Source organism: Candidatus Pelagibacter sp., assembly GCF_965262185.1.
GTDB lineage: Bacteria > Pseudomonadota > Alphaproteobacteria > Pelagibacterales > Pelagibacteraceae > Pelagibacter.
In genome coordinates this window covers 124,528-144,910 of sequence record NZ_OZ253498.1, presented here as the reverse complement: position 1 = coordinate 144,910, position 20,383 = coordinate 124,528, and the positions used below count along the sequence as shown (strand labels likewise).

The 20,383-nt window shown below is 28.4% G+C and carries 25 protein-coding genes; 17 read left to right on the top strand and 8 right to left on the bottom strand.

Annotated elements, in window-relative coordinates:
* Positions 1-2: 2 nt before the first annotated feature.
* A complete protein-coding gene (gene phoB, locus ACQY31_RS00870; protein ID WP_428080147.1) occupies positions 3-683 on the top strand; it encodes a phosphate regulon transcriptional regulator PhoB in 681 nt (226 codons plus the stop codon).
* Here the strand turns inward: phoB and ACQY31_RS00865 are convergent.
* From ACQY31_RS00865 to ACQY31_RS00850, 4 genes are read right to left on the bottom strand one after another with little or no spacing between them, the layout of a single operon-like run.
* Positions 672-1,328, bottom strand: coding sequence for an MIP/aquaporin family protein (locus ACQY31_RS00865; protein WP_428080146.1), 657 nt, complete (start codon positions 1,326-1,328; stop codon positions 672-674). The genes phoB and ACQY31_RS00865 overlap by 12 nt on opposite strands.
* Positions 1,318-1,749: an arsenate reductase ArsC gene (locus tag ACQY31_RS00860; protein ID WP_428080145.1), complete on the bottom strand. Its 432-nt coding sequence runs from the start codon at positions 1,747-1,749 to the stop codon at positions 1,318-1,320. The genes ACQY31_RS00865 and ACQY31_RS00860 overlap by 11 nt, the downstream gene beginning before the upstream one ends.
* Positions 1,749-1,973 carry a DUF6552 family protein gene (locus ACQY31_RS00855; RefSeq protein ID WP_075506507.1) on the bottom strand — a complete coding sequence of 75 codons (225 nt, stop codon included), beginning with the start codon at positions 1,971-1,973 and terminating at the stop codon, positions 1,749-1,751. The genes ACQY31_RS00860 and ACQY31_RS00855 overlap by 1 nt, the downstream gene beginning before the upstream one ends.
* Positions 1,974-2,023: 50 nt before the next feature.
* On the bottom strand, positions 2,024-2,905 hold the full coding sequence (locus ACQY31_RS00850; RefSeq protein WP_428080144.1) for a phytanoyl-CoA dioxygenase family protein: 882 nt from the start codon (positions 2,903-2,905) through the stop codon (positions 2,024-2,026).
* Positions 2,906-3,006: 101 nt separating this feature from the next.
* On the opposite strand from ACQY31_RS00850, the gene ACQY31_RS00845 reads away from it, so the two are divergent.
* The 3 genes from ACQY31_RS00845 to ACQY31_RS00835 are packed head-to-tail and all read left to right on the top strand — an operon-like array spanning position 3,007 to position 4,849.
* Entirely contained in the window at positions 3,007-3,372 is a 366-nt protein-coding gene (locus ACQY31_RS00845; RefSeq protein WP_428080143.1) for a Fur family transcriptional regulator, read from the top strand.
* Complete coding sequence (locus ACQY31_RS00840) at positions 3,372-3,836, top strand: hypothetical protein (protein ID WP_428080142.1); 465 nt, start codon at positions 3,372-3,374, stop codon at positions 3,834-3,836. Before ACQY31_RS00845 ends, ACQY31_RS00840 begins: the two co-directional genes overlap by 1 nt.
* A 14-nt stretch (positions 3,837-3,850) precedes the next feature.
* The gene (locus ACQY31_RS00835; protein WP_428080141.1) at positions 3,851-4,849 is read left to right on the top strand and encodes an Ldh family oxidoreductase; all 999 of its coding nucleotides are present in this window, start codon (positions 3,851-3,853) and stop codon (positions 4,847-4,849) included.
* Here the strand turns inward: ACQY31_RS00835 and xth are convergent.
* Positions 4,841-5,617, bottom strand: coding sequence for an exodeoxyribonuclease III (gene xth / locus ACQY31_RS00830; RefSeq protein WP_428080140.1), 777 nt, complete (start codon positions 5,615-5,617; stop codon positions 4,841-4,843). The genes ACQY31_RS00835 and xth overlap by 9 nt on opposite strands.
* The gene (locus ACQY31_RS00825; RefSeq protein ID WP_262589230.1) at positions 5,617-5,934 is read right to left on the bottom strand and encodes a HesB/IscA family protein; all 318 of its coding nucleotides are present in this window, start codon (positions 5,932-5,934) and stop codon (positions 5,617-5,619) included. The genes xth and ACQY31_RS00825 overlap by 1 nt, the downstream gene beginning before the upstream one ends.
* 50 nt (positions 5,935-5,984) lie before the next feature.
* On the opposite strand from ACQY31_RS00825, the gene ACQY31_RS00820 reads away from it, so the two are divergent.
* From ACQY31_RS00820 to secF, 13 genes are read left to right on the top strand one after another with little or no spacing between them, the layout of a single operon-like run.
* A complete protein-coding gene (locus ACQY31_RS00820; RefSeq protein WP_428080139.1) occupies positions 5,985-7,103 on the top strand; it encodes a deoxyguanosinetriphosphate triphosphohydrolase in 1,119 nt (372 codons plus the stop codon).
* Positions 7,100-8,833 carry an arginine--tRNA ligase gene (gene argS, locus ACQY31_RS00815; RefSeq protein WP_428080138.1) on the top strand — a complete coding sequence of 578 codons (1,734 nt, stop codon included), beginning with the start codon at positions 7,100-7,102 and terminating at the stop codon, positions 8,831-8,833. Before ACQY31_RS00820 ends, argS begins: the two co-directional genes overlap by 4 nt.
* Complete coding sequence (locus tag ACQY31_RS00810) at positions 8,833-9,096, top strand: hypothetical protein (RefSeq protein ID WP_262589227.1); 264 nt, start codon at positions 8,833-8,835, stop codon at positions 9,094-9,096. Before argS ends, ACQY31_RS00810 begins: the two co-directional genes overlap by 1 nt.
* A complete protein-coding gene (locus ACQY31_RS00805; protein WP_428080137.1) occupies positions 9,086-10,036 on the top strand; it encodes a glycoside hydrolase family 3 N-terminal domain-containing protein in 951 nt (316 codons plus the stop codon). The genes ACQY31_RS00810 and ACQY31_RS00805 overlap by 11 nt, the downstream gene beginning before the upstream one ends.
* A gap of 9 nt (positions 10,037-10,045) precedes the next feature.
* Complete coding sequence (locus ACQY31_RS00800; protein ID WP_428080136.1) at positions 10,046-10,789, top strand: segregation and condensation protein A; 744 nt, start codon at positions 10,046-10,048, stop codon at positions 10,787-10,789.
* Positions 10,782-11,483 (top strand): SMC-Scp complex subunit ScpB, encoded by a 702-nt coding sequence (gene scpB, locus ACQY31_RS00795; RefSeq protein WP_428080135.1) that lies wholly within the window; start codon positions 10,782-10,784, stop codon positions 11,481-11,483. The genes ACQY31_RS00800 and scpB overlap by 8 nt, the downstream gene beginning before the upstream one ends.
* 47 nt (positions 11,484-11,530) lie before the next feature.
* Positions 11,531-11,731: a twin-arginine translocase TatA/TatE family subunit gene (gene tatA, locus ACQY31_RS00790; RefSeq protein ID WP_428080134.1), complete on the top strand. Its 201-nt coding sequence runs from the start codon at positions 11,531-11,533 to the stop codon at positions 11,729-11,731.
* A 5-nt stretch (positions 11,732-11,736) separates the two neighbouring features.
* On the top strand, positions 11,737-11,955 hold the full coding sequence (gene tatB, locus ACQY31_RS00785; protein WP_428080133.1) for a Sec-independent protein translocase protein TatB: 219 nt from the start codon (positions 11,737-11,739) through the stop codon (positions 11,953-11,955).
* Positions 11,948-12,718: a twin-arginine translocase subunit TatC gene (gene tatC, locus ACQY31_RS00780; RefSeq protein ID WP_428080132.1), complete on the top strand. Its 771-nt coding sequence runs from the start codon at positions 11,948-11,950 to the stop codon at positions 12,716-12,718. The genes tatB and tatC overlap by 8 nt, the downstream gene beginning before the upstream one ends.
* Entirely contained in the window at positions 12,711-13,970 is a 1,260-nt protein-coding gene (gene serS / locus ACQY31_RS00775) for a serine--tRNA ligase (protein ID WP_428080131.1), read from the top strand. The genes tatC and serS overlap by 8 nt, the downstream gene beginning before the upstream one ends.
* A gap of 53 nt (positions 13,971-14,023) precedes the next feature.
* On the top strand, positions 14,024-14,314 hold the full coding sequence (gene yajC / locus ACQY31_RS00770; protein WP_428080130.1) for a preprotein translocase subunit YajC: 291 nt from the start codon (positions 14,024-14,026) through the stop codon (positions 14,312-14,314).
* A 13-nt stretch (positions 14,315-14,327) separates the two neighbouring features.
* A complete protein-coding gene (gene secD, locus ACQY31_RS00765; RefSeq protein WP_428080129.1) occupies positions 14,328-15,881 on the top strand; it encodes a protein translocase subunit SecD in 1,554 nt (517 codons plus the stop codon).
* On the top strand, positions 15,881-16,777 hold the full coding sequence (secF, locus tag ACQY31_RS00760; RefSeq protein WP_428080128.1) for a protein translocase subunit SecF: 897 nt from the start codon (positions 15,881-15,883) through the stop codon (positions 16,775-16,777). The genes secD and secF overlap by 1 nt, the downstream gene beginning before the upstream one ends.
* A gap of 10 nt (positions 16,778-16,787) precedes the next feature.
* Here secF and ACQY31_RS00755 read toward each other — a convergent pair whose 3' ends face one another.
* Both ACQY31_RS00755 and uvrA read right to left on the bottom strand, forming a co-directional pair.
* Positions 16,788-17,390: a urate hydroxylase PuuD gene (locus tag ACQY31_RS00755; RefSeq protein ID WP_428080127.1), complete on the bottom strand. Its 603-nt coding sequence runs from the start codon at positions 17,388-17,390 to the stop codon at positions 16,788-16,790.
* Between the two features lie 66 nt (positions 17,391-17,456).
* Entirely contained in the window at positions 17,457-20,309 is a 2,853-nt protein-coding gene (uvrA, locus tag ACQY31_RS00750; protein WP_428080126.1) for an excinuclease ABC subunit UvrA, read from the bottom strand.
* Between the last annotated feature and the right edge of the window lie 74 nt (positions 20,310-20,383).

Below are 20,383 nucleotides of genomic sequence, written 5' to 3'. Positions count from 1 at the left end.
AAATGAATGGTAAGATATTTATTATTGAAGACGAACCTTCAATAATTCAATTAGTTCAACATAATCTAGAAAAAAACGGTTTTATAGTTTCATCCTCATTAAACGGTAATGATGGTTTAAAAGAATTAAAAAAATTTCAACCTGATCTACTATTATTAGATTGGATGTTGCCTGATCTTTCAGGGATAGAAATTTGCAAAAGTATAAGAAAAGATAATAGTTTTAAAAGTTTACCTGTGATTATGCTAACCGCTAAAGGTGAAGAGGAAGACAAAATAAAAGGTCTAGATAGTGGCGTAGATGACTATTTAACTAAACCGTTCAGCTTTAATGAATTAATGGCAAGAATTAAAGCTGTGTTAAGAAGATCTAATCCAAATATAATATCTGATAGTTTAGAGTATGAAGATCTAAGCTTAGATAGAATTGAAAAAAGAGTGTTTAGAGATCAACAAGAAATTAAGCTTGGACCAACAGAATTTAGATTGTTGGAATTTTTTTTAACTAATCCTAAGAGAGTTTATTCAAGAGATCAAATTTTAGAAAATGTTTGGCCAAATAATGTGAATGTTGAAAGCAGAACTATTGATGTCCATATCAGAAGATTAAGACAATCTGTTAATTTAAAAAATAAAAAAGAATTAATTAGAACTGTAAGATCTTCTGGTTATTCACTTATTTAAAAAAACTTTTTTTACTAGATAAACAGCTATTATCATTCCAATTAATTCTGCCATTATATAAAATGGTGTATTTAAATAATTTATACCCGTAAAAGATTCTGTAAAAGTTCTAGCTATTGCAACTGCAGGATTTGCAAATGATGTTGATGAAGTAAACCAATAACCAGCTGTAATATACAAACCAACTGAAGCAGCTACAGTAATTTTACCTGATTTCATTGAACCAAAAATTATCATTATAAGACCTAATGTAGCTACTATTTCTGATACAAATATATAAATGCCATCTCTTGATTTTGTTGATAGCTCAAATATTTGATGTTCAAAAAAGAAGTTAGCTAAAGCAACCCCCAACATGCACCCTAAGATCTGAGCAGAAATATAAAAAGGAAGTAATCTTTTTTTTAATTTTCCCGTAATTGTCATTGCAATACTAACAAATGGATTAAAATGAGCGCCTGATACATCAGCGAATACTGTAATTAACACAAATAAACCGGCACCTGTTGCTATAGTATTGGCAATTAGCATTACAGCTATATCGTTAGTCAGATTTTCAGCCATTAAACCTGATCCAACTATGATCATTACTAGAAAGCAACTTCCAATAAATTCTGAAAGAAAATATCTACTTTTATTTTTCATTTATCCAATCTTTAATTTTACTACTTATAATATTGAATGTGTTTCTAATAATTATTTGCTTTTCTTCATTATTTGCACTTTGAAGTTTAGATACAGGATCTTCTATGTCCCAATGTATTATTTGTTCCTTTTGTGGCCAGATAGGGCACACCTCATTATTTGCGTTATTGCATACAGTGAATACATGATCCATTTTTATTTCATTATTTATAAATTCTTCAAAGTTTTTAGAGCTATAATTTCTTAGATCATAATTTTTGTTTTTCTCTAAAAAACTTTTAACATCTTGATTGATTTTTCCTGATGGATTACTTCCAGCACTAAAAGCTTTAAATATATTCGAGTATTCGTTATTTATAATACTCTCAGCTATAATACTTCTTGCAGAATTACCAGTGCATACAAATAATATATTTTTCATTAAAAAATAATTTTATAAATACCAATTACAAATAGTGGAATTTGTAATCCAAAATTAGTTAAGATAGCCTTATCCTTTAATAAAAACCCTGAAATTGTCCATCCAACAACACCAAGTCCATGAAAATATATATTCAGTGGATAAATATTAAGATTTGTAAGTAAAATACCAGTTAATACTAAGAATGTACTTATCCATTTGAGATATTTTTTTAAAAATAACATTCAAAGTTTATATGAATGTTATGTTAAAGATTTATTACAAAGAATTTAATTTAATTTTTTTGCAGTTCGTAGATAGAAACATAATGTTTCTTCTTAGGTAGTGGGATTATTGTTGGAACTTTAGTTAATCTTGGTTTTATTGATTTATTTCCTACAATAATATTTTTGTCATAATTTTCTAAATTAACTTCAGGGTGAGGGTTTCCATCATTGATTAATGGCCAAGCATCACAAGCTCTATAACCAAATAAAATTAGAGGTCTTGAGTTATTCATAAGATTGTGTCCTGATCCATGAACTGATCTGCAATGAAAAAAAACAACTGTTCCAGCAGTTCCAGTTATAGAAACACTATCTTTAGTTCCTATTTTATTTTTTTTAGTATCTATTTTTCCAACAAAATAATTTTCTTTGCTGTGGTGACTGTATAATTTCTTTTTGTGTGAGTTTTTTATTATTTTAAGAGGCCCATTTTTCTCATAGCAATCATCTAAATATATACCAACTGTGATTAAATCATCGTTAGTATGAGGGTAAAAAGCCCAATCTTGGTGCCATCCAATTTCACTACCTTTTTTCTTATTTGGAAGCTTAAAGTTTAATTTACCAAGATGAAATCTAACTGTTCCACCTAACAATTTTTTAGCTATGGATATAATCTTTTTATCTCTAGATAATTCATAGAAGATTTTATGCCTGTTCTGAGGGTTATTTAATCTTAATATTTCTTTATTTTTTGATGAGTCTGCATTGTAAACAAAATGGTAATTATTATAGGATTGAGTTCCATTTGCACCATTACGTTTTTTTCTTTTCTTTTCTTTTGAAATTACTTCATTAACAATTTTATTTATTTTGTTTATCTTTGTTTGAGAAATGAGGTTTTCTTTAACGATAAATCCATTTTTCTTAAATAAATCTAAGTCTTTCATTAGTCTACTATAATCAAAAACATCTAATCTAAACAATAATTTTTTTAAACATAAGTGTTAAATTATGTTGACAATATTTTGTTATGTTATAACATAACAATATGTCTAATAAAGAATTAGTCTTTAATATAATTAAAAAATCATCCAAGCATTTAACTGCTTATGAGATTTTAGATAAGCTACAAAAAATTAAAAAAACTCAACCAATGACTGTTTATAGAGCTCTGGACAGTTTGATTGAAGAAGAGAGAATACATAAATCAAATCAAACTAAAACTTATATTTTATGCAATCATACTCATGAAGATAATCATAATACAGCTATAGCAATATGTGAGAAATGTGGTGACACAGAGGAACTTAAATCAAATATCTTTTTAGAATTTTTTAAAAAAAACAATATTAAAAAATATGATTTTAATAAATTTAAAATGGAAGTGCTAACAACATGCAAGGAGTGTAATTAATGAAAAAAATAGGTTTTTTATCTTCAGCCTTCTACTTATTTAGTTTAACTGCTGTTCAAGCCGCAGAGGGACATTCTCATGACTTACCTGAAATCCTTCATTTTATGGAAGAGCTAATAGAAGAGCACAGTATTTTAAGGGGAGCAACCTTTGGATTTATTCATACTTTAATTCCTTTGATAGGTTTTTATACAGGTTGGAGTATTAATAGATTTCTTAAAATTATATCAAATGGAGCAATAGCTGGAATTGTTGGAATTGTTTTTGCACATATTATTGCTGACTTTATAGCAGCTTTAGCCGATCCAGATTTACAAAGCGCAGCATTGGGTATTGTGATTGGAGGATTTTTACCTTTGTTAGCTGTTCCATTCTTGGAAAAATATGTAACTAAAAGTAAATATCATACCGTTGTAGGTGATCACGAAGATTTAAAAAAGGATTTGAAAAGTAAGCATAAATAATATTTAATGATTGAGTGACTACTGTAGCACTTACATTAGATGAAATTTATGATTTAGCTAAAAAAACACTCTTAGCTAATGGATGCGATGATGAGACAGCATCAATTTTATCAGATTTAATCAGAAATGCCGAAAGAGATGGTTCTGTATCACATGGTTTGTTTAGATTACCTGCATACATTGCTGGTCTTAAAAGTGGAAAAATTAATGGAAAAGGAAAACCTGAAGTAAAAAAAATATCTCCATCAGTAATTAAAGTTGAAGGAAATAATTGTTTAGCACCTGTTGTATTAAATAAAGGATTACCAGAGCTAGCTCAAGCTTCAAAAGAAAATGGTGTTGCAGTATTAGCAATAAACAATTCACATCATATGGCTGCTATGTGGCCTGAAACAGAAAAATTAGCTGAAGATGGTTTAGTTGCATTTGCTTGCACATCTTACAAACCTGCAGTAGCACCTGCAGGAGCAATAAAGCCATTATTTGGAACAAACCCAATTTCGTTTGCTTGGCCAAGACCTGGTAAAACTCCAGTTGTTTACGATATGGCAACTGCATCAATGGCAATGGGAGAAGTCCAAGTTGCTAAAAGAGAAGGGCACAAAGTTCCACTTGGAACAGGATTAACTAAAGATGGAAAAGAAACAACTGATCCAGGTGAAATTACTGACGGTGGAGTATTGTTACCTTTCGGTGGTTATAAAGGTTCTGCAATTGCAATGATGGTTGAATTATTAGCAGGCGCTTTAGTTGGTGATAATTTTAGTTATGAAACAGCTGCAAAAGATAATAATGATGGTGGTCCTCCAAGTGGGGGTGAATTTATATTGGCAATAAGTCCAGATAAAACTTCAGGAACTGATTGGCAAAAACATGCAGAAGAATTTTTTGAGAAGATGAAATCAATGGGTGAAGTAAGATTACCAGGTGAAAGACGTCATAAAAATAGATTGGACACTGGTCCAAGAAATATAAACGAAGAGTTAGTTAATAAAATTAAATCTTTAAGCTAAAGTAATTTCAATAGGAGTGTGGTCAGAGGGTTTTTCTCTTCCACGAGGATCTTTGTTGATATTTATATCCTTAATTTGATCTATTAGTGAATTTGAAACTAAAAAATGATCAATTCTCATACCATTATTTTTTTGCCAGGCACCTCTCATATAATCCCAAAATGTATATCCTTCATCCTCTTCATTAAAATATCTATATACATCATTGAAACCTAGATTTATCATCTCTCTAAATTTTTTTCTGATTTCCAACCTATATAAAGCGTCATCCTCAAAACTTTTTACATTGTAAACATCTTCTGCTGATGGAATTATATTAAAATCGCCAGCTAGAATTAAATTTGGATTTTTCTTAGATAAAGTTTTCATTTGTTTAATTAATTGATCTAGCCAATTTTTTTTGTAGTCATATTTTTCAGTATCAACAGGATTTCCATTTGGAGTGTATATATTAATTAATTGAACAGTTTTTTTCTTATATTCAAACTCAGCTGAAATTATTCTTGATTGTTTTAATTTATCTTTAATTAAATCAGTTTTAATATTTTTTAATTTATTTTTAGAAATTATTGCTACGCCATTATAACTTTTTTGCCCAAATACATGACTTTCGTAATCCATTGAAGAAAATTCATCATAAGGAAAATTGATATCCTCAGTCTTGATTTCCTGCATCATTAAAATATCAGGTTTATATTTTAATAAATAACTTTTGATATTTTCAATTCTTGCTCTTACAGAATTGACATTCCAGGATGAAATCAGCATTAAAGCGAGAAAGAAACACCACAGCCGCAAGAGGATTTTGTTTGTGGGTTAGATATTTTAAATTGTTCACCTATTAATTCAGAAACATAATCAACTTCAGATCCTTTAAGTAAATCTGCAGAAGTTTTATCAATTAAAATATTTTGATAATTTAAATCGTCATCTTGTTTTGATTTATCAAAAGTGAATTCGTATTGAAATCCTGAACATCCCCCACCTTTAATTGCGATTCTAAAAAAAGATCCTTTGTCTTTTTTTGCTAACAAACTTTCTATTTGTTTTAACGCATTATCTGTAAATTTAATTTCTTTAATCATGTCTCAACACTGATATTACTAATATAATACTTAATTATTTTAATTAAAGGATGAAAAAAGACGCTTTGTTAGGGGTATACAAAAGTAAAGGCAGACTAATTAAGGAAGCTAACTCAAAATATCGATCTCCTTTTCAAAGAGATAGAGATCGTATTATTCATAGTGCATCATTTAGAAGGTTAAAACACAAAACCCAAGTATTTGTTAATACAGAAGGAGATCATTTTAGAACAAGGATTACTCACTCAATAGAAGTTGCTCAGATTGCAAGATCAATAGCAAAATATTTAAAATTAAATGAGGATTTAGCCGAAACTTTAAGTTTGGCACATGATTTAGGCCACACTCCGTTCGGTCATGCTGGAGAAGATGCCTTGCATGAATGTATGGTGAATTATGGTGGATTTGATCACAATCTTCAAACTTTAAGAATAGTTATGTTTTTAGAAAATAAGTACTTTAAGTTTAAGGGATTAAACTTAACTGTAGAAACTTTAGAAGGTCTTCTTAAACATAACGGACCTGTTGAGGATATTGGTTTAGTTAATAAGTTAATAGGGTCAAAAGCTTTTAAAGGTAAAATTACGTATAATACATTTCCGTCTCTTGAAGCTCAAATTTCAGCAATTTCAGATGATATTGCATATAATAATCACGACATTCAAGACGGAATAAAAGCTAACCTTTTTAAAATGGAAGAATTGGTTGAAATAGATTTTTTTAAAAATATTCATAAAAAATATAAAAATAAAATTACTAGTAAAAATTATAAAATTGCAATAAATCAAATTATAAGAGACTCAATTGACCTCATGGTTAGAGATTTATTGAGCAACACTCAAAAAAATATTCAAAAGCTTAAGGTAAAATCCTCAAGAGATGTAACGAAATCTAATGAGTTAATCGTTTGCTTTTCTAATCAAATTAAGAGTGCAGAAAAAGAAATTAAATCTTTCTTGAGACACAAAATGTATGACAATAAATCAGTATTGAAAAAAAATCATAAAGGTAAATTAATAATTAAGAAATTGTTTAAAATAATTAAATCAAATCCAAGAAAATTTTTGTCCAAAGATCAATTGACTAAAGACAAATATAGAGCTATTTCAGATTTTATATCTGGTATGACTGATAGATATGCTGTTAACCTTTATAACCATAATAAATGAATATTTTTGAATTATATTTAGACAAAATTAAATCAGTTATTGTTGATTTGAATAAAAATAATCAGCTAGAAATTCCAGAGAGTTTTAATGGTATTAATGCAGAAATACCTCCACCAAAATTTAATTGTGATATTTCAACAAATGTTGCAATGGTTTTATCAAAAATCAATAAAACCTCACCATTACAGCTTGCAGAAAAACTTGCTCCTGAAATTAAAAATAATGACAGCAAAATTGAAACAATATCTGTAGCCAGACCAGGATTTATTAATATTAAATTTAAACCATCTTTTTGGTCAAATTTTATTAAAGATATTACAGATAATGCAGATAATTTTGGAATTAATGAGAAAGAGAAAAAAAATAATTATTTAGTGGAGTTTGTTTCGGCAAACCCTACAGGTCCTTTGCATGTAGGACATTGTAGAGGTGCTATTCTAGGCGATGTTATCTCTAATGTTTTAATTTTTAATAAACATAAAGTTACAAGAGAATATTATGTGAATGATTATGGTAACCAAATTATAAATTTTACTAAATCCGTATATTTTAGAATTAGAGAAGTTCATTTTAAAGAAACATTTCCTGAAGATAATCCTGATTTGTATCCTGGGGATTATCTAATTGATTTTGCAAAAAATATAATTTCAAATAATTCAGATCTTAAATTTGATAATTTTGACGAAATTAGTGATAAATTAACTGCCTTATCAATAGAGCAGGCACTTCTGCTTATCAAAAACAATCTTAAAAGCTTGGGTATTAAACATGATAATTTTGTTAGTGAAAAAAGTATTGTATTAAACAATGAAGTTGAAAGTGTAATAGATTTTTTAGAAAAAAATAACTTTATTTATAAAGGAAAAATCAAAGCCCCCGCTGGTGAAGATAACAAAGATTGGGTTGAAAGAGAGCAATTATTATTTAAATCAACAGAATTTGGTGACGATAAAGATCGTGCACTTCAAAAATCTGATGGCACATGGACTTATTTTGCAAGTGACGTTGCTTATCATAAAAATAAAGTTGATAGAAATTTCGATTACTTAATCAATATTCTTGGAGCAGATCACGCAGGTTACATAAAACGGATTACTTCATCTGTTGAAGCACTGTCAGGAAAAAAAGATACATTAATTTGTAAAATTAGTCAGTTGGTAAAGTTAATCAAAGATAACAAGCCTTTCAAAATGTCAAAAAGAAAAGGAGATTATATTACCGTAGATGACTTGATTGAAGAAGTTGGAAGAGATGCAACAAGATTTATTATGCTTAACAGAAGTAGTGATGTTGAATTAGATTTTGATTTCGATGCAGTCAAAGAAAAATCTAAGGACAATCCATTATATTATGTTCAATATTGTTACGCAAGAATTTCATCTGTATTTAGACATATAGATAAAGACTTAAATTCAAAAATTGAATTATATGATTTCAATTTTGAATATTCTAATGATGAAATTAAAATTTTAAAAAAATTATCTGAGTGGCCAAAATGTATTGACGCAGCTAGTACAAAATTAGAACCACATAGAATACCTATTTACTTATACGATCTTGCATCGGAATTTCACTCGTATTGGAATTTAGGAAAACAATTTCCTGAAAAAAGGTTCATTAATGATCAAAAAACAGTCTCACCAGATAAATTGATCTTTTTGAAGGCTATTTCTAATGTAATAAAAACAGGTATGGATATTGTTGGTGTAGATACACCAAATCAAATGTAATGCTTAAAGAAATAAAATACTTAATATTTGTTTTAGTAATACTTTTATTTATTTTTTTTACAGGAAAATATTATTTTTCAGATGAACACAAAAAAAAATCATACAGATCTCATCAAAATATTGATGAAAAAATAAAATTATATTCAAAAAATTTACCAGTTTTAGAGAATGATACTCAAAATGTAATTGAGTATGTTAAGCAAACAAACAAAAAGAAAAAGAAAAAATTTAATTTTTGGAAATTATTAGACAATGATAAGTAAAAGAAAATCTTTTATAGTTGGTTTAAAATCAACAAAATTATCTAAAAATGAAATTTTATTTCTAAAAAAATATAAACCCTGGGGAATTATCCTATTTACTAGAAATATTAAATCTTTTGATCAAGTTAAAAAATTAACCTCTAGCATTAGAAAAATTTTTAAGGATAAAAAATATCCAATTATGATTGATCAGGAAGGAGGAAGAGTAAACAGATTAAGAAATTTAATTTCCTTTGATAATATGACATCTGAATTTTTTGGAGATTTGTTTAATAAAGATAAAAAAAAATTTGAAATCGTTTATAAGTTATTTGTAGATAAGACTTCTTATTTATTGAATTTAATTGGTGTGAATATTAATACTGTTCCAGTTTTAGACCTTAGAGTTAATGGCGCTAGCAAGGTAATTGGTGATCGATCTTATTCAAAAAATAAAAAAATTGTCTCTAAATTAGGGGATATTTGTATTGAATTATTTCAAAATAACTCAATAGGAACTGTAATGAAGCATATACCTGGTCATGGTTTAGCAAAAGTCGACAGTCATTACTCAACACCGATTATTAACAAAACATATAGATATCTTCTTAAAAACGATTTTTGGACATTTAAAAAGAAGAAATGCTTATTTGCAATGACAGGTCATGTTGTTTATTCAAAAATTGATAAAAATAACACTGCCACACACTCTAAAAAAATAATTAATATTATTAGGAAAAATATAGGATTTAAGAATATTTTAATTTCAGATGACTTATCAATGAAGAGTTTAAGCGATGATTTAAAACTTAATACCATTAATTTATTCAGTGCAGGTTGCAACCTAGCTCTTCATTGTAATGGAAATATGAAAGAAATGAAGATAGTTGCGGAAAATTCACCTCAAGTGAATAGTTTTGTTGTAAAAAAAACATCTCAATTTTATAAAATTTTAAGCTAATATCTTTTTATGTCTTCTAGTGATTCTGAATTATTCAATGTTGATATAAATAATTATAATGGTCCATTAGACGTTCTCTTAGATTTAGCGAAAGCCCAAAAAGTTGATTTAGAAGAAATATCTATAACTAAGTTAGCAGATCAGTTCCATGAGTATATTACTAAGGAAAAAAACTTAAATTTAGAAATTGCTTCTGAATATCTTTTAATGGCAACATGGTTAGCTTATTTAAAATCAAAATTACTTTTACCTGGTACTCCAGAAGAAGAATTTAAAGTACAAGAAGTTGCTGAAAAGTTAAAATTACAGCTAAAAAAATTAGAATTAATCAGATTATTATCCGAACAAATGCTTAAAAGAAAAAGATTGGGCAGAGAAATAAGAACTAGAGGCATGAAAGGAAATATTAGATCTATTTATAGTACTGAGTATAACTTAAGTTTATTTGAACTAATGAAAGCTTACTCAACAATAATAATGACTAAAGATTTTCAAAAAATGAATATTCCAAAACTTCCTGTATTTACAACTGAAGATGGTATTAAAACTATTAAGGATTTTTTTGGTAAATTATTTGAATGGAAAAAACTTGATGAATTAATACCAAGTAATTTTAAAAGTGGTTCAAAATACAAAAGAACTGGTAAGGCTGGGATATTTGCTGGATCATTAGAATTGGTTAAAGAAGGAAATTTATCTATTAAACAAGATAAATTGTTTGATGAAGTTTATATAAAGGAAATAAATGATTAAAAAAGCAAAAGTTTCAAAAGATAATGTTGTAAAATTTCCATCAAAATTATCAGATTTAGATAAAGAAATTGAAGCAATTATTTTTGCAGCAGCTGAGCCTTTAGATCTAGATACTATAGAAAGTAAAATTTCTAAAAAAGGTAATGTTCCAGAGTCTTTAGAAAAATTAAGACAAGAATATTTAAATAGGGGAATTAATTTAATTTGTATAAAAGATAAGTGGTCTTTTAGAACATCACCAAATTTATCAAGTTTGATGTCCCAAGAAAAAACTGTTGAAAAGAAATTGTCTAGAGCTGCAGTAGAGACATTGGCTATAATTGTTTATCATCAACCGGTTACTAGAGCTGAAATAGAGGAAATAAGAGGTGTTGCTTTTGGTACTAACACTTTAGAGATATTAATGGAATTGAATTGGGTAAAACCTGGTGGTCGAAAAGATGTTCCAGGAAGACCAATTCAATACATAACCACTGATGATTTTCTAAGCCATTTTAACATACAAAAATTATCTGATCTTCCAACAATTGATGAATTAGGTGCTGCTGGTTTAATTGATAGTTCAAGTGTTGATAATGCTATTTTTGGAACTGGAAAATTTTACAAAGAAAAGCAAGAAGAGAAAAAAGAGGATATTTATTCCAATATAGATGAAATGCTCAATAGCACTCTAGATCCTAAAGAGAAAGATTAATAAAAAAGTAACTTTCAAAATAACCTTAAAAAGGTTATAAGTTTTTCATGAGTATAGGAATTTGGCAAATAGCTATTGTAGTTATATTGGTTGTTTTATTGTTTGGAAGAGGAAAAATTTCAAGCTTAATGGGTGATGTAGCTAAGGGTATTAAAAGTTTTAAAAAAGGAATGGCGTCAGATGTAACTGACGACACAGAGCCAAAAAATATATCTGACGAAAACAAAGACTCGGATAACAAAAATTAATTCAAATGCCTACTATCGGTTGGTTTGAAATTTTAATAGTTGTTGCTATTGCTATAATAGTTCTCGGTCCAAAGGATTTTCCAGTAATGTTAAAGAAAGCAGGGTCTTGGATTGGATCAGCTAAAAGATATGTAAACAACATTCAAAATGAAGTTTCAAATCTAGAGATAGATGAAGAAAAAATTGATAACGAAATAAAAAAAGAAACTAAAAAAGATGAGTAATGAAGATCAGGAAAGTGGATTTGTTAGTCACCTAACGGAACTAAGAAAAAGGTTAATAAATAGCTTTATCTTTTTATTTATCTTTTTTGTAATTTGTTATTTATTTGCAGAACATATCTATGGTTTTCTAGTTGATCCATTTGCACAAGCTGTAAAAGAAGATGGTTCTGATCGAAGATTGATATTTACAGCTTTACAAGAGACTTTTTTAACATATCTTAAAGTATCATTCTTCACTGCTTTTTTTGTTACATGTCCTTTTATCTTGATGCAAATTTGGAAATTTATTGCACCTGGTTTGTACAAACATGAAAAGGTAGCAATTCTGCCTTACCTTGTATTAACACCAATATTATTTTTTTTAGGAGGTATGCTCGTTTATTATTTGATAATGCCACTTGCGATTAAATTCTTTCTTTCATTTGAAAGCACAGGTCTTTCTACAAATTTACCAATTCAATTAGAGGCTAAAGTTAATGAATATTTATCACTAGTTATGAAATTAATTTTTGCTTTTGGTATCAGTTTTCAGTTACCAGTTGTTTTAAGTTTATTAGCAAGAATTGGAATAGTTGATAGTCAATTTTTAAAAGAGAGAAGAAAATATGTAGTTGTTATTATATTTGCAGCAGCTGCATTGTTAACACCACCAGATCCAATAACTCAAATAGGTTTAGCAATACCTTTATTAATTCTGTATGAATTATCAATATTTTCAGTAAAATTTATAGAAAATAAAAATTTACAAAAAGAAGATGCATAACATTAAAGAAATACGAAAAGATTTTTCTAAATTTAAAAAATCTCTTGAAAAAAGAAACATAAATGTAGATTTTGAAAAAATTCAAAAATTAGATGAACAAAATAGAGATTTAATTCAAAAAAAAGAAAGTTTAGAAAAAGAAAAAAAAGATATTTCTAAATCCAAAGATGAGAGTTTATTTAAGAAATCTAAAGAAATAAGCAAAGACCTCGACAAAATTGTAGAAGATCAAAAAAAAATTAAGTTTGATCTAGATAGTTTGCTGTCTAGTATACCCAATGTACCTCATGAAGATGTCCCAAATGGTAAAGATGAAAATGATAACAAAGAAATATTAAAATCAGGAGAGATACCTAATTTAGAATTTGAACCTAAAACACATTACGAATTAGGTGAAAAACTAAATATGCTTGATTTTGATTTAGCTACAAAAACTACTGGATCAAGATTTGTATTTGTAAAAGATAAATTGGCTCTTTTAGAAAGAGCTATATCAAATTTTATGCTTGATACTCATATTCATCAAAATGGTTATCAGGAGATATCACCACCATTAATGGCATCTGAAAGCACGATGTATGGAACTGGACAGTTACCAAAATTTGAAAATGACCAGTTTGAAATTAAATTTGAAGAAGGTTCAGATAGAAAATTTTTGATACCAACAGCTGAGGTTATTTTAACTAACATTGTTAAAGATAAAATGATTGATCTTAATAATTTACCAATGAGATTTGTTGCTTCAACTCCTTGTTTTAGAAAAGAAGCTGGAAGTTATGGAAAGGATACAAGGGGTATGATTAGGCAGCATCAATTTTACAAAGTTGAAATGGTAAGCATTGTTGAAAATGAAAAATGTTTAGAAGAATTAGAGAGAATGACAAATTGTGCTACTGACATACTAGATAAATTAGAATTAGCTTATCGAAAAGTAATTTTATGTTCAGGTGACATGGGATTTAGTGCAGAGAAGACTTATGATATTGAAGTTTGGTTACCATCTGAAAATAAGTATAGAGAAATATCTTCATGTTCATCATGTTCTACCTTTCAAGCTCAGCGTATGAAGGCAAGATATAAAAACAATAATAAGGAAAATGTTTTTGTGGGTACGTTGAATGGTAGTGGTTTAGCTGTTGGAAGAACTCTGATTGCAATAATGGAAAACTATCAGCAAAAAGATGGTACTATTAAAATTCCTAAAGTTCTAAGACCTTATATGAATAATATGGAATTGATTTCTAACAATTAAAGTTGTTTTAATTAGTTAGATAGTATAAGAATGCCATAATTTAAAGGAGATTTATGGATGGTTCAGGAATAGGTCAGTTTATACCCTTAATATTAATTTTTGTTATTTTTTATTTTTTCTTAATAAGACCACAACAAAAAAAAGTTAAAGAGCATAAAGCAATGGTCGAAGGTTTAAAAAGAGGTGATAAAGTAGTCACTTCAGGTGGTATTACGGGAAGAGTAGAAAGATTAATTGATAACGACAAAGTAGAAGTTGAAATAGCTGAAAATGTTAAAGTAGAAATTGTTAAAGCTACAGGTATTCAAAGTCTTTTAAACAATACTCCAGAAGTTAAAAAATAATCAATTAAGATAAGTGCTTTATTTTTCTAAACTAAGAATCTTATTTGTAACTTTATTTTCTTTATTATTTATTTTAATTGCGTCATCAAATTTATTTAAGTTTGATGATAGTTTTTTTGATAAAAAAATAAACCTTGGTTTAGATTTACAAGGTGGTTCTTACCTTTTGCTTGAAATTGACAATGAGCCTGTAATTGAACAAAAATTACAAAATTTAACAACTACTATTAGAAATTATTTCAAAGAGAAAAACATCAAAGTTAATAATATTAAAATTGACAATCAAAATATTTTTTTCAATGTTGCTGATTTAGATAAACAAGCAATACTAGATGTCTTTCAAGATGAAAATAGTGATCTAAATCCTTATTACCCAAGATTTAAATCACACCAACTTGATATCGAAGACAATGGTATAAATTTAAAAGTAAGTTTTTCAAGACAAGGCATAATCAATCTCAAAACTTCATCGCAAGATCAAGCTTTAGAAATTGTAAGAAGAAGGGTAGATGAAGTCGGTACTAATGAACCAAATATTTTAAAAAGAGGTAATGATAGAATTCTTGTTGAACTTCCTGGGTTAGATGATCCTCAAAGAATTAAATCACTATTAGGAAAAACTGCAAATCTTACATTTAGATTTGTAACCAATGATGAAAGTGACAGATTTGGTGTTGAGAAGTTAAAATTTGAAGATGGCTTAGAAGAGGCAACAGTAAGTAAAAGAATAATCATCAGTGGTGAAAATCTATTAGATGCTCAACCAAAAATGGATACTCAGACAAATCAAACTATTGTGTCATTTACGTTAGATAGAGTAGGAGCTAAAAGATTTGGTAAAGCAACATCTACTGGTATTGGGAAACAATTAGCTATTGTTTTGGATGGGAAAATAATTAGTGCACCTGTTGTTAGAGATACTATAGCAAGTGGGTCTGGACAGATCAGTGGTGGATTTACTTTCCAAAGTGCTACTGATTTAGCTTTATTATTAAGGTCTGGAGCTTTGCCGGCTCCATTAGAGATTATAGAGGAAAGAACTGTAGGTCCTGATCTTGGACAAGACTCGATTAATGCAGGAATGATCGCTCTAGCCATAGGTTTTTTATTAGTTATTATTTTTATGTTTGTGAAATACAAAGTTTTTGGCCTAATCACTAACATAACATTAATAATAAATTTATTTTTATTACTTGGTATTTTAACTTTATTTGAAGCAACACTAACTCTTCCTGGTATAGCAGGTATAATTTTAACTGTTGGAATGGCAGTTGATGCAAATGTGTTAATTTTTGAAAGAATTAAAGAAGAGCTTAAAGATGAAAGTAATAATATTTTAGCTTTTGATGGAGGTTATACAAAGTCAAGAACAGCAATTTTTGATGCAAATATTACTACTTTATTAGCTGCTATAATTTTATTTTTTATGGGATCTGGTCCAGTAAAGGGATTTGCTGTAACTCTAGGTGTTGGGATATTTACAACTCTATTTTCAGTTTATTTTATAGCAAGATTATTAACTAGTCTTTATGTGATAAGAAATAAAAATAAGGAAAAATTAATCTAATGATAGCTTTTAATAAATACTACAATCATTTTAATATCCTATCTATATTCTTAATTACAGCATCACTTTTATTGCTAATTTTTAAAGGTTTAAATTACGGTATTGATTTTAAAGGTGGTACATTAATTGAATTAAGGTCATCAGATAGCAAAATTAGCGTCAGTTCATTAAGAGATAAATTTAATCAAATGGATTTAGGAGATGTTTCTGTTAAAAAATTTGGAAATGATACTGATTTTCTAATTAAATTTGAAAATAAAGATAATAAAAAAAATATTATTGAAGAAATAAAAAAAGATTTAGACAGTTCTTTTGGAAATAACTATGACTTTAGAAGAGTTGAAAACGTAGGTCCTAAAGTAAGCGCTGAATTACTTAAAGCTGGTGTGATAGCTATTTCTTTATCTCTGGCTGTAATGCTTATTTATATTTGGATCCGTTTTGAATGGCAATTTAGTTTGGGTGCTATTTTGGCCTTATTTCATGATGTTGTAGTAACTTTGGGAATTTTTTCATTATTTAGTCTCGAAATTAATTTATCAATTATTGCAGCTGTTCTAACAATTGTTGGTTATTCTATGAACGACACAGTTGTAATCTTTGATCGTGTTAGAGAAAATTTAAGAAAATATTCAGATATTAAAATTTTTGAATTAACAAACATTTCAATCAACGAAACTTTATCTAGAACAATAATAACTTCAGCTACTACGTTATTAGCTTTATTAGCTATATTCTTTTTTGGAGGCGAAATTTTAAAAGGTTTTTCTTTAGCAATGATACTTGGTGTTGTATTTGGAACTTATTCTTCGATATATATTGCTAATACAGTTTTAGTAAGATTGAGAGTTTCACAAAAAACAGTCTTGAGAGAAGACGATAATAAAAAATTTTAATAAAATAATACTAATATAAGTTTTGAGCAGCTACCATTGTTAATAACATTGGTAGAGATAATAACGTATTGGTTCTCGAAAATAACATAGCAGTTTTGGCAGACTTAGCTTTTGTTTCTGGATCAGCTTCAACAATTCCTAATGCTCTTTTTTGGTTTGGCCAAATTACAAACCATACATTTATTGCCATGATAATAGCCAACCACATCCCAATACCAATAGCAGTATGTTTTGGAACACCTGATCCAATACTTAAAGTCATAGCATCATGAAGGTATCCATTTAGATATGCTAGAATTAATCCTGATAAAACAGTTAATGCCGCTCCCCATCTAAAATAAAATAATGCAGCTGGAGCTATAACTTTACCAATTGCAGGTTTCTGTTCGTCAGGTATTTTTGCCATATTAGGTATTTGAACAAAATTAAAATACCATAATAAACCAATCCACATTATACCTACCACGACATGAACATATCTTGCAAACCAGCTATAAAAAATAACATCAAAATCAAAACCGTCATTTTGAAGAAACAAACCCAAAAAAAGCACAATAGCCAATGCTAACGAAGCATGAACTGTTTTAGATAATGATGAAAGTAAATTTGACATGATTCTTAGTTTATAACATTAAAAATTTATTATTCATATACAAAACTAACTTTTTTAATCTAATAGTTAATACAAAAGAGGTTTTAAAAATTGTCCTGTGTAGCTTTCTTTGACTTTACAAACTTCTTCAGGTTTACCTTCAGCAACAATTTTGCCACCTTTAACACCACCTTCGGGACCCATATCAACTATATAATCAGCTGTTTTAATAACATCTAAGTTATGCTCTATAACAACTACGGTATTTCCTAATTTTACAAAAGTGTGAAGAATTTCTAGTAATTTTTTAATATCGTGCTGATGTAGACCAGTTGTTGGTTCGTCTAATATGTACATGGTTCTACCAGTTGATCTTTTTGATAATTCTTTAGCTAGTTTAATCCTTTGTGCTTCACCACCTGATAGTGTTGTAGCTTGTTGTCCAATCTTAATGTAACCAAGTCCAACTTTTTTTAAGGTTAGTAATTTTGATTTAATATTAGATATGTTTTCAAAATATTCACAACCTTCATCAACGGACATATCTAAAACATCGGCTATACTTTTTCCTTTAAATTTAATTTCTAAAGTTTCTCTATTGTATCTTGTCCCTTTGCATTCATCACATTGAATATAAACATCTGGTAAAAAATGCATTTCATAAGTAATAACACCATCACCTTCACAAGCCTCACATCTACCACCCTTAACATTAAATGAAAATCTTCCCGGTTTATAACCTCTAGTTTTAGACTCGGGTAAGCTAGTAAACCAATCTCTTATAGGACCAAAAGCTCCAGTATATGTAGCTGGGTTAGATCTTGGCGTTCTGCCAATAGGGGATTGGTCAATATCAATAATTTTATCAATTAATTCCACACCTTTATAACCTTTAAATGCTTTAGGCGTTTTTCTAGCTTTATTATTAAGTGTCAAATTTAATGCATGAAATAATGTTTGTAATATTAATGTAGATTTACCACTACCTGAAACCCCTGTTACACAAGTGAATGTACCTGTGGGAATTTTAAGATTAACATTATTTAAATTATTTCCACTAGCACCATTTATTTCCACAAATCTTCCATTCTTTGCTAATCGTCTAGTTTTAGGAATTTCAATTTTTTGTTTATTTGCAAGATACTGTCCAGTTATACTCTTCTTATCCTTTTTAAGTTCTTCATAAGTTCCTTGAGCTGTTATTTGACCACCATTCGTTCCTGCTTCTGGTCCGAGGTCAATAATGTGATCTGCATTTTCCATTGTTTCAGTATCATGCTCAACAACAATTACTGTATTTCCAAGATCTCTTAATCTTTTTAATGCATTAATTAATTTAACATTATCTTTTTGATGTAAACCAATTGATGGTTCATCTAAAACATACAATACTCCAGTCAAACCAGATCCGATTTGTGATGCCAATCTAATTCTTTGAGCTTCTCCACCTGATAAAGTTCCAGATTCTCTTGAGAGTGTTAAATAATCTAAACCAACGTTAAGTAAGAAATTTAATCTTTCATTTATTTCTTTTAGGACATGCTCTGCAATTTTAAATTGCCTTTTATCTAAATTGTTTTCTAAGCTTTTAAACCATTCGGCGGCATCGTGAATTGATTTTTTAGTAACCTCACTAATATTTAAATCATTAATTTTTACACATAATGCCTCTTCTTTAAGTCTATCACCATTACAAGCATCACAAGCAGTATCAGATTGATATTCGGCTATCGCTTCTCTCTTCCATTCACTATCAGATTCTAAGAAACGTCTTTCAAGATTATTAATTACACCTTCAAAAGTTTTTTTATATGAATATTTTTCATATCCATCATCATAATTAAATTTAATTTCGTCTTCATCTGAACCATATAAAATTATATCTTTTATTTTTTTTGGAAGTTTTTTCCATTTTTCATTAAGAGAAAATTCATAATGCTTTGCAAGTGAAGCTAATGTTTGGGCATAATATAAAGTTGTCGATTTGGCCCATGGTTCAATTGCCCCATCTGCTAAACTTTTTCGCTCATCAGGCACTACTAAATTTGGATCTACATTTAATTTCATTCCTATACCTTCACATTCTTCACAAGCACCATAGGGACTATTAAATGAAAACAATCTTGGTTCTATTTCTTCAATAGTAAAACCACTTTCTGGACAAGCAAACTTTGTTGAGTAAATTAATTTTTCAATTTTTCTAAATTTTTGAGGTAACGTTTCATCTTCATATTCAACAAAAACTAATCCATTAGCTAAATTTACAGCTGTTTCTACACTTTCAGCTAATCTATTTCCAAGTTTTGAATTTAGTACAATTCTATCAACTAGAATTGAAATATCATGCTTTAATTTTTTATCAAGGTTAGGAGATTTTTCTATATCGTATAATACATTATCAATTTTTATTTTTCTAAATCCACGTCTTTTATAGCTTAAAATATCTTTTTTATATTCACCCTTACGACCTCTTACTACAGGCGCATAAATATAAATTGTAGATTTTTTTGGTAATTTTTTAATTAAATCAACAATTTGAGTAATTGTTTGAGAGGTTATTGGCTTACCTGTAAAAGGAGAATAGGGAATACCCGCTCTTGCATAGAGTACTCTCATATAATCATAAATTTCTGTAACAGTAGCAACTGTTGATCTGGGATTTTTTGAAGTATTTTTTTGCTCAATTGCTATGGCAGGACTTAAGCCTTCAATTAAATCAACATTAGGTTTTTTCATTTTATCTAAAAACTGACGAGCATAAGCAGATAAGCTTTCAACATATCTTCTTTGACCTTCAGCATAGATGGTATCAAAAGCTAATGAAGATTTTCCTGACCCAGACAAACCTGTTATCACTACAAATTTATCTTTTGGAATCTCTACAGTCACATTCTTCAAATTATGTTCTTTAGCGCCCTTAATAACTATCTTTTTCATCATATTTTTAGTTGCTTTGAGTCAATAAAATTAATATTCAGAAGAATTGTGATATAAATCTTATTAATTAATTTAAC

Coding starts and splice junctions, on each gene's coding strand:
- argS (WP_428080138.1), top strand. CDS start 7,100: ATGAATATTTTTGAATTATATTTAGACAAAATTAAATCAGTTATTGTT.
- ACQY31_RS00820 (WP_428080139.1), top strand. CDS start 5,985: ATGAAAAAAGACGCTTTGTTAGGGGTATACAAAAGTAAAGGCAGACTA.
- serS (WP_428080131.1), top strand. CDS start 12,711: ATGCATAACATTAAAGAAATACGAAAAGATTTTTCTAAATTTAAAAAA.
- ACQY31_RS00850 (WP_428080144.1), bottom strand. CDS start 2,905: ATGAAAGACTTAGATTTATTTAAGAAAAATGGATTTATCGTTAAAGAA.
- ACQY31_RS00865 (WP_428080146.1), bottom strand. CDS start 1,328: ATGAAAAATAAAAGTAGATATTTTCTTTCAGAATTTATTGGAAGTTGC.
- xth (WP_428080140.1), bottom strand. CDS start 5,617: ATGCTGATTTCATCCTGGAATGTCAATTCTGTAAGAGCAAGAATTGAA.
- ACQY31_RS00825 (WP_262589230.1), bottom strand. CDS start 5,934: ATGATTAAAGAAATTAAATTTACAGATAATGCGTTAAAACAAATAGAA.
- ACQY31_RS00805 (WP_428080137.1), top strand. CDS start 9,086: ATGATAAGTAAAAGAAAATCTTTTATAGTTGGTTTAAAATCAACAAAA.
- yajC (WP_428080130.1), top strand. CDS start 14,024: ATGGATGGTTCAGGAATAGGTCAGTTTATACCCTTAATATTAATTTTT.
- ACQY31_RS00800 (WP_428080136.1), top strand. CDS start 10,046: ATGTCTTCTAGTGATTCTGAATTATTCAATGTTGATATAAATAATTAT.
- uvrA (WP_428080126.1), bottom strand. CDS start 20,309: ATGATGAAAAAGATAGTTATTAAGGGCGCTAAAGAACATAATTTGAAG.
- secF (WP_428080128.1), top strand. CDS start 15,881: ATGATAGCTTTTAATAAATACTACAATCATTTTAATATCCTATCTATA.
- ACQY31_RS00810 (WP_262589227.1), top strand. CDS start 8,833: ATGCTTAAAGAAATAAAATACTTAATATTTGTTTTAGTAATACTTTTA.
- ACQY31_RS00840 (WP_428080142.1), top strand. CDS start 3,372: ATGAAAAAAATAGGTTTTTTATCTTCAGCCTTCTACTTATTTAGTTTA.
- ACQY31_RS00860 (WP_428080145.1), bottom strand. CDS start 1,749: ATGAAAAATATATTATTTGTATGCACTGGTAATTCTGCAAGAAGTATT.
- phoB (WP_428080147.1), top strand. CDS start 3: ATGAATGGTAAGATATTTATTATTGAAGACGAACCTTCAATAATTCAA.
- ACQY31_RS00845 (WP_428080143.1), top strand. CDS start 3,007: ATGTCTAATAAAGAATTAGTCTTTAATATAATTAAAAAATCATCCAAG.
- scpB (WP_428080135.1), top strand. CDS start 10,782: ATGATTAAAAAAGCAAAAGTTTCAAAAGATAATGTTGTAAAATTTCCA.
- ACQY31_RS00755 (WP_428080127.1), bottom strand. CDS start 17,390: ATGTCAAATTTACTTTCATCATTATCTAAAACAGTTCATGCTTCGTTA.
- ACQY31_RS00855 (WP_075506507.1), bottom strand. CDS start 1,973: ATGTTATTTTTAAAAAAATATCTCAAATGGATAAGTACATTCTTAGTA.
- tatA (WP_428080134.1), top strand. CDS start 11,531: ATGAGTATAGGAATTTGGCAAATAGCTATTGTAGTTATATTGGTTGTT.
- tatB (WP_428080133.1), top strand. CDS start 11,737: ATGCCTACTATCGGTTGGTTTGAAATTTTAATAGTTGTTGCTATTGCT.
- tatC (WP_428080132.1), top strand. CDS start 11,948: ATGAGTAATGAAGATCAGGAAAGTGGATTTGTTAGTCACCTAACGGAA.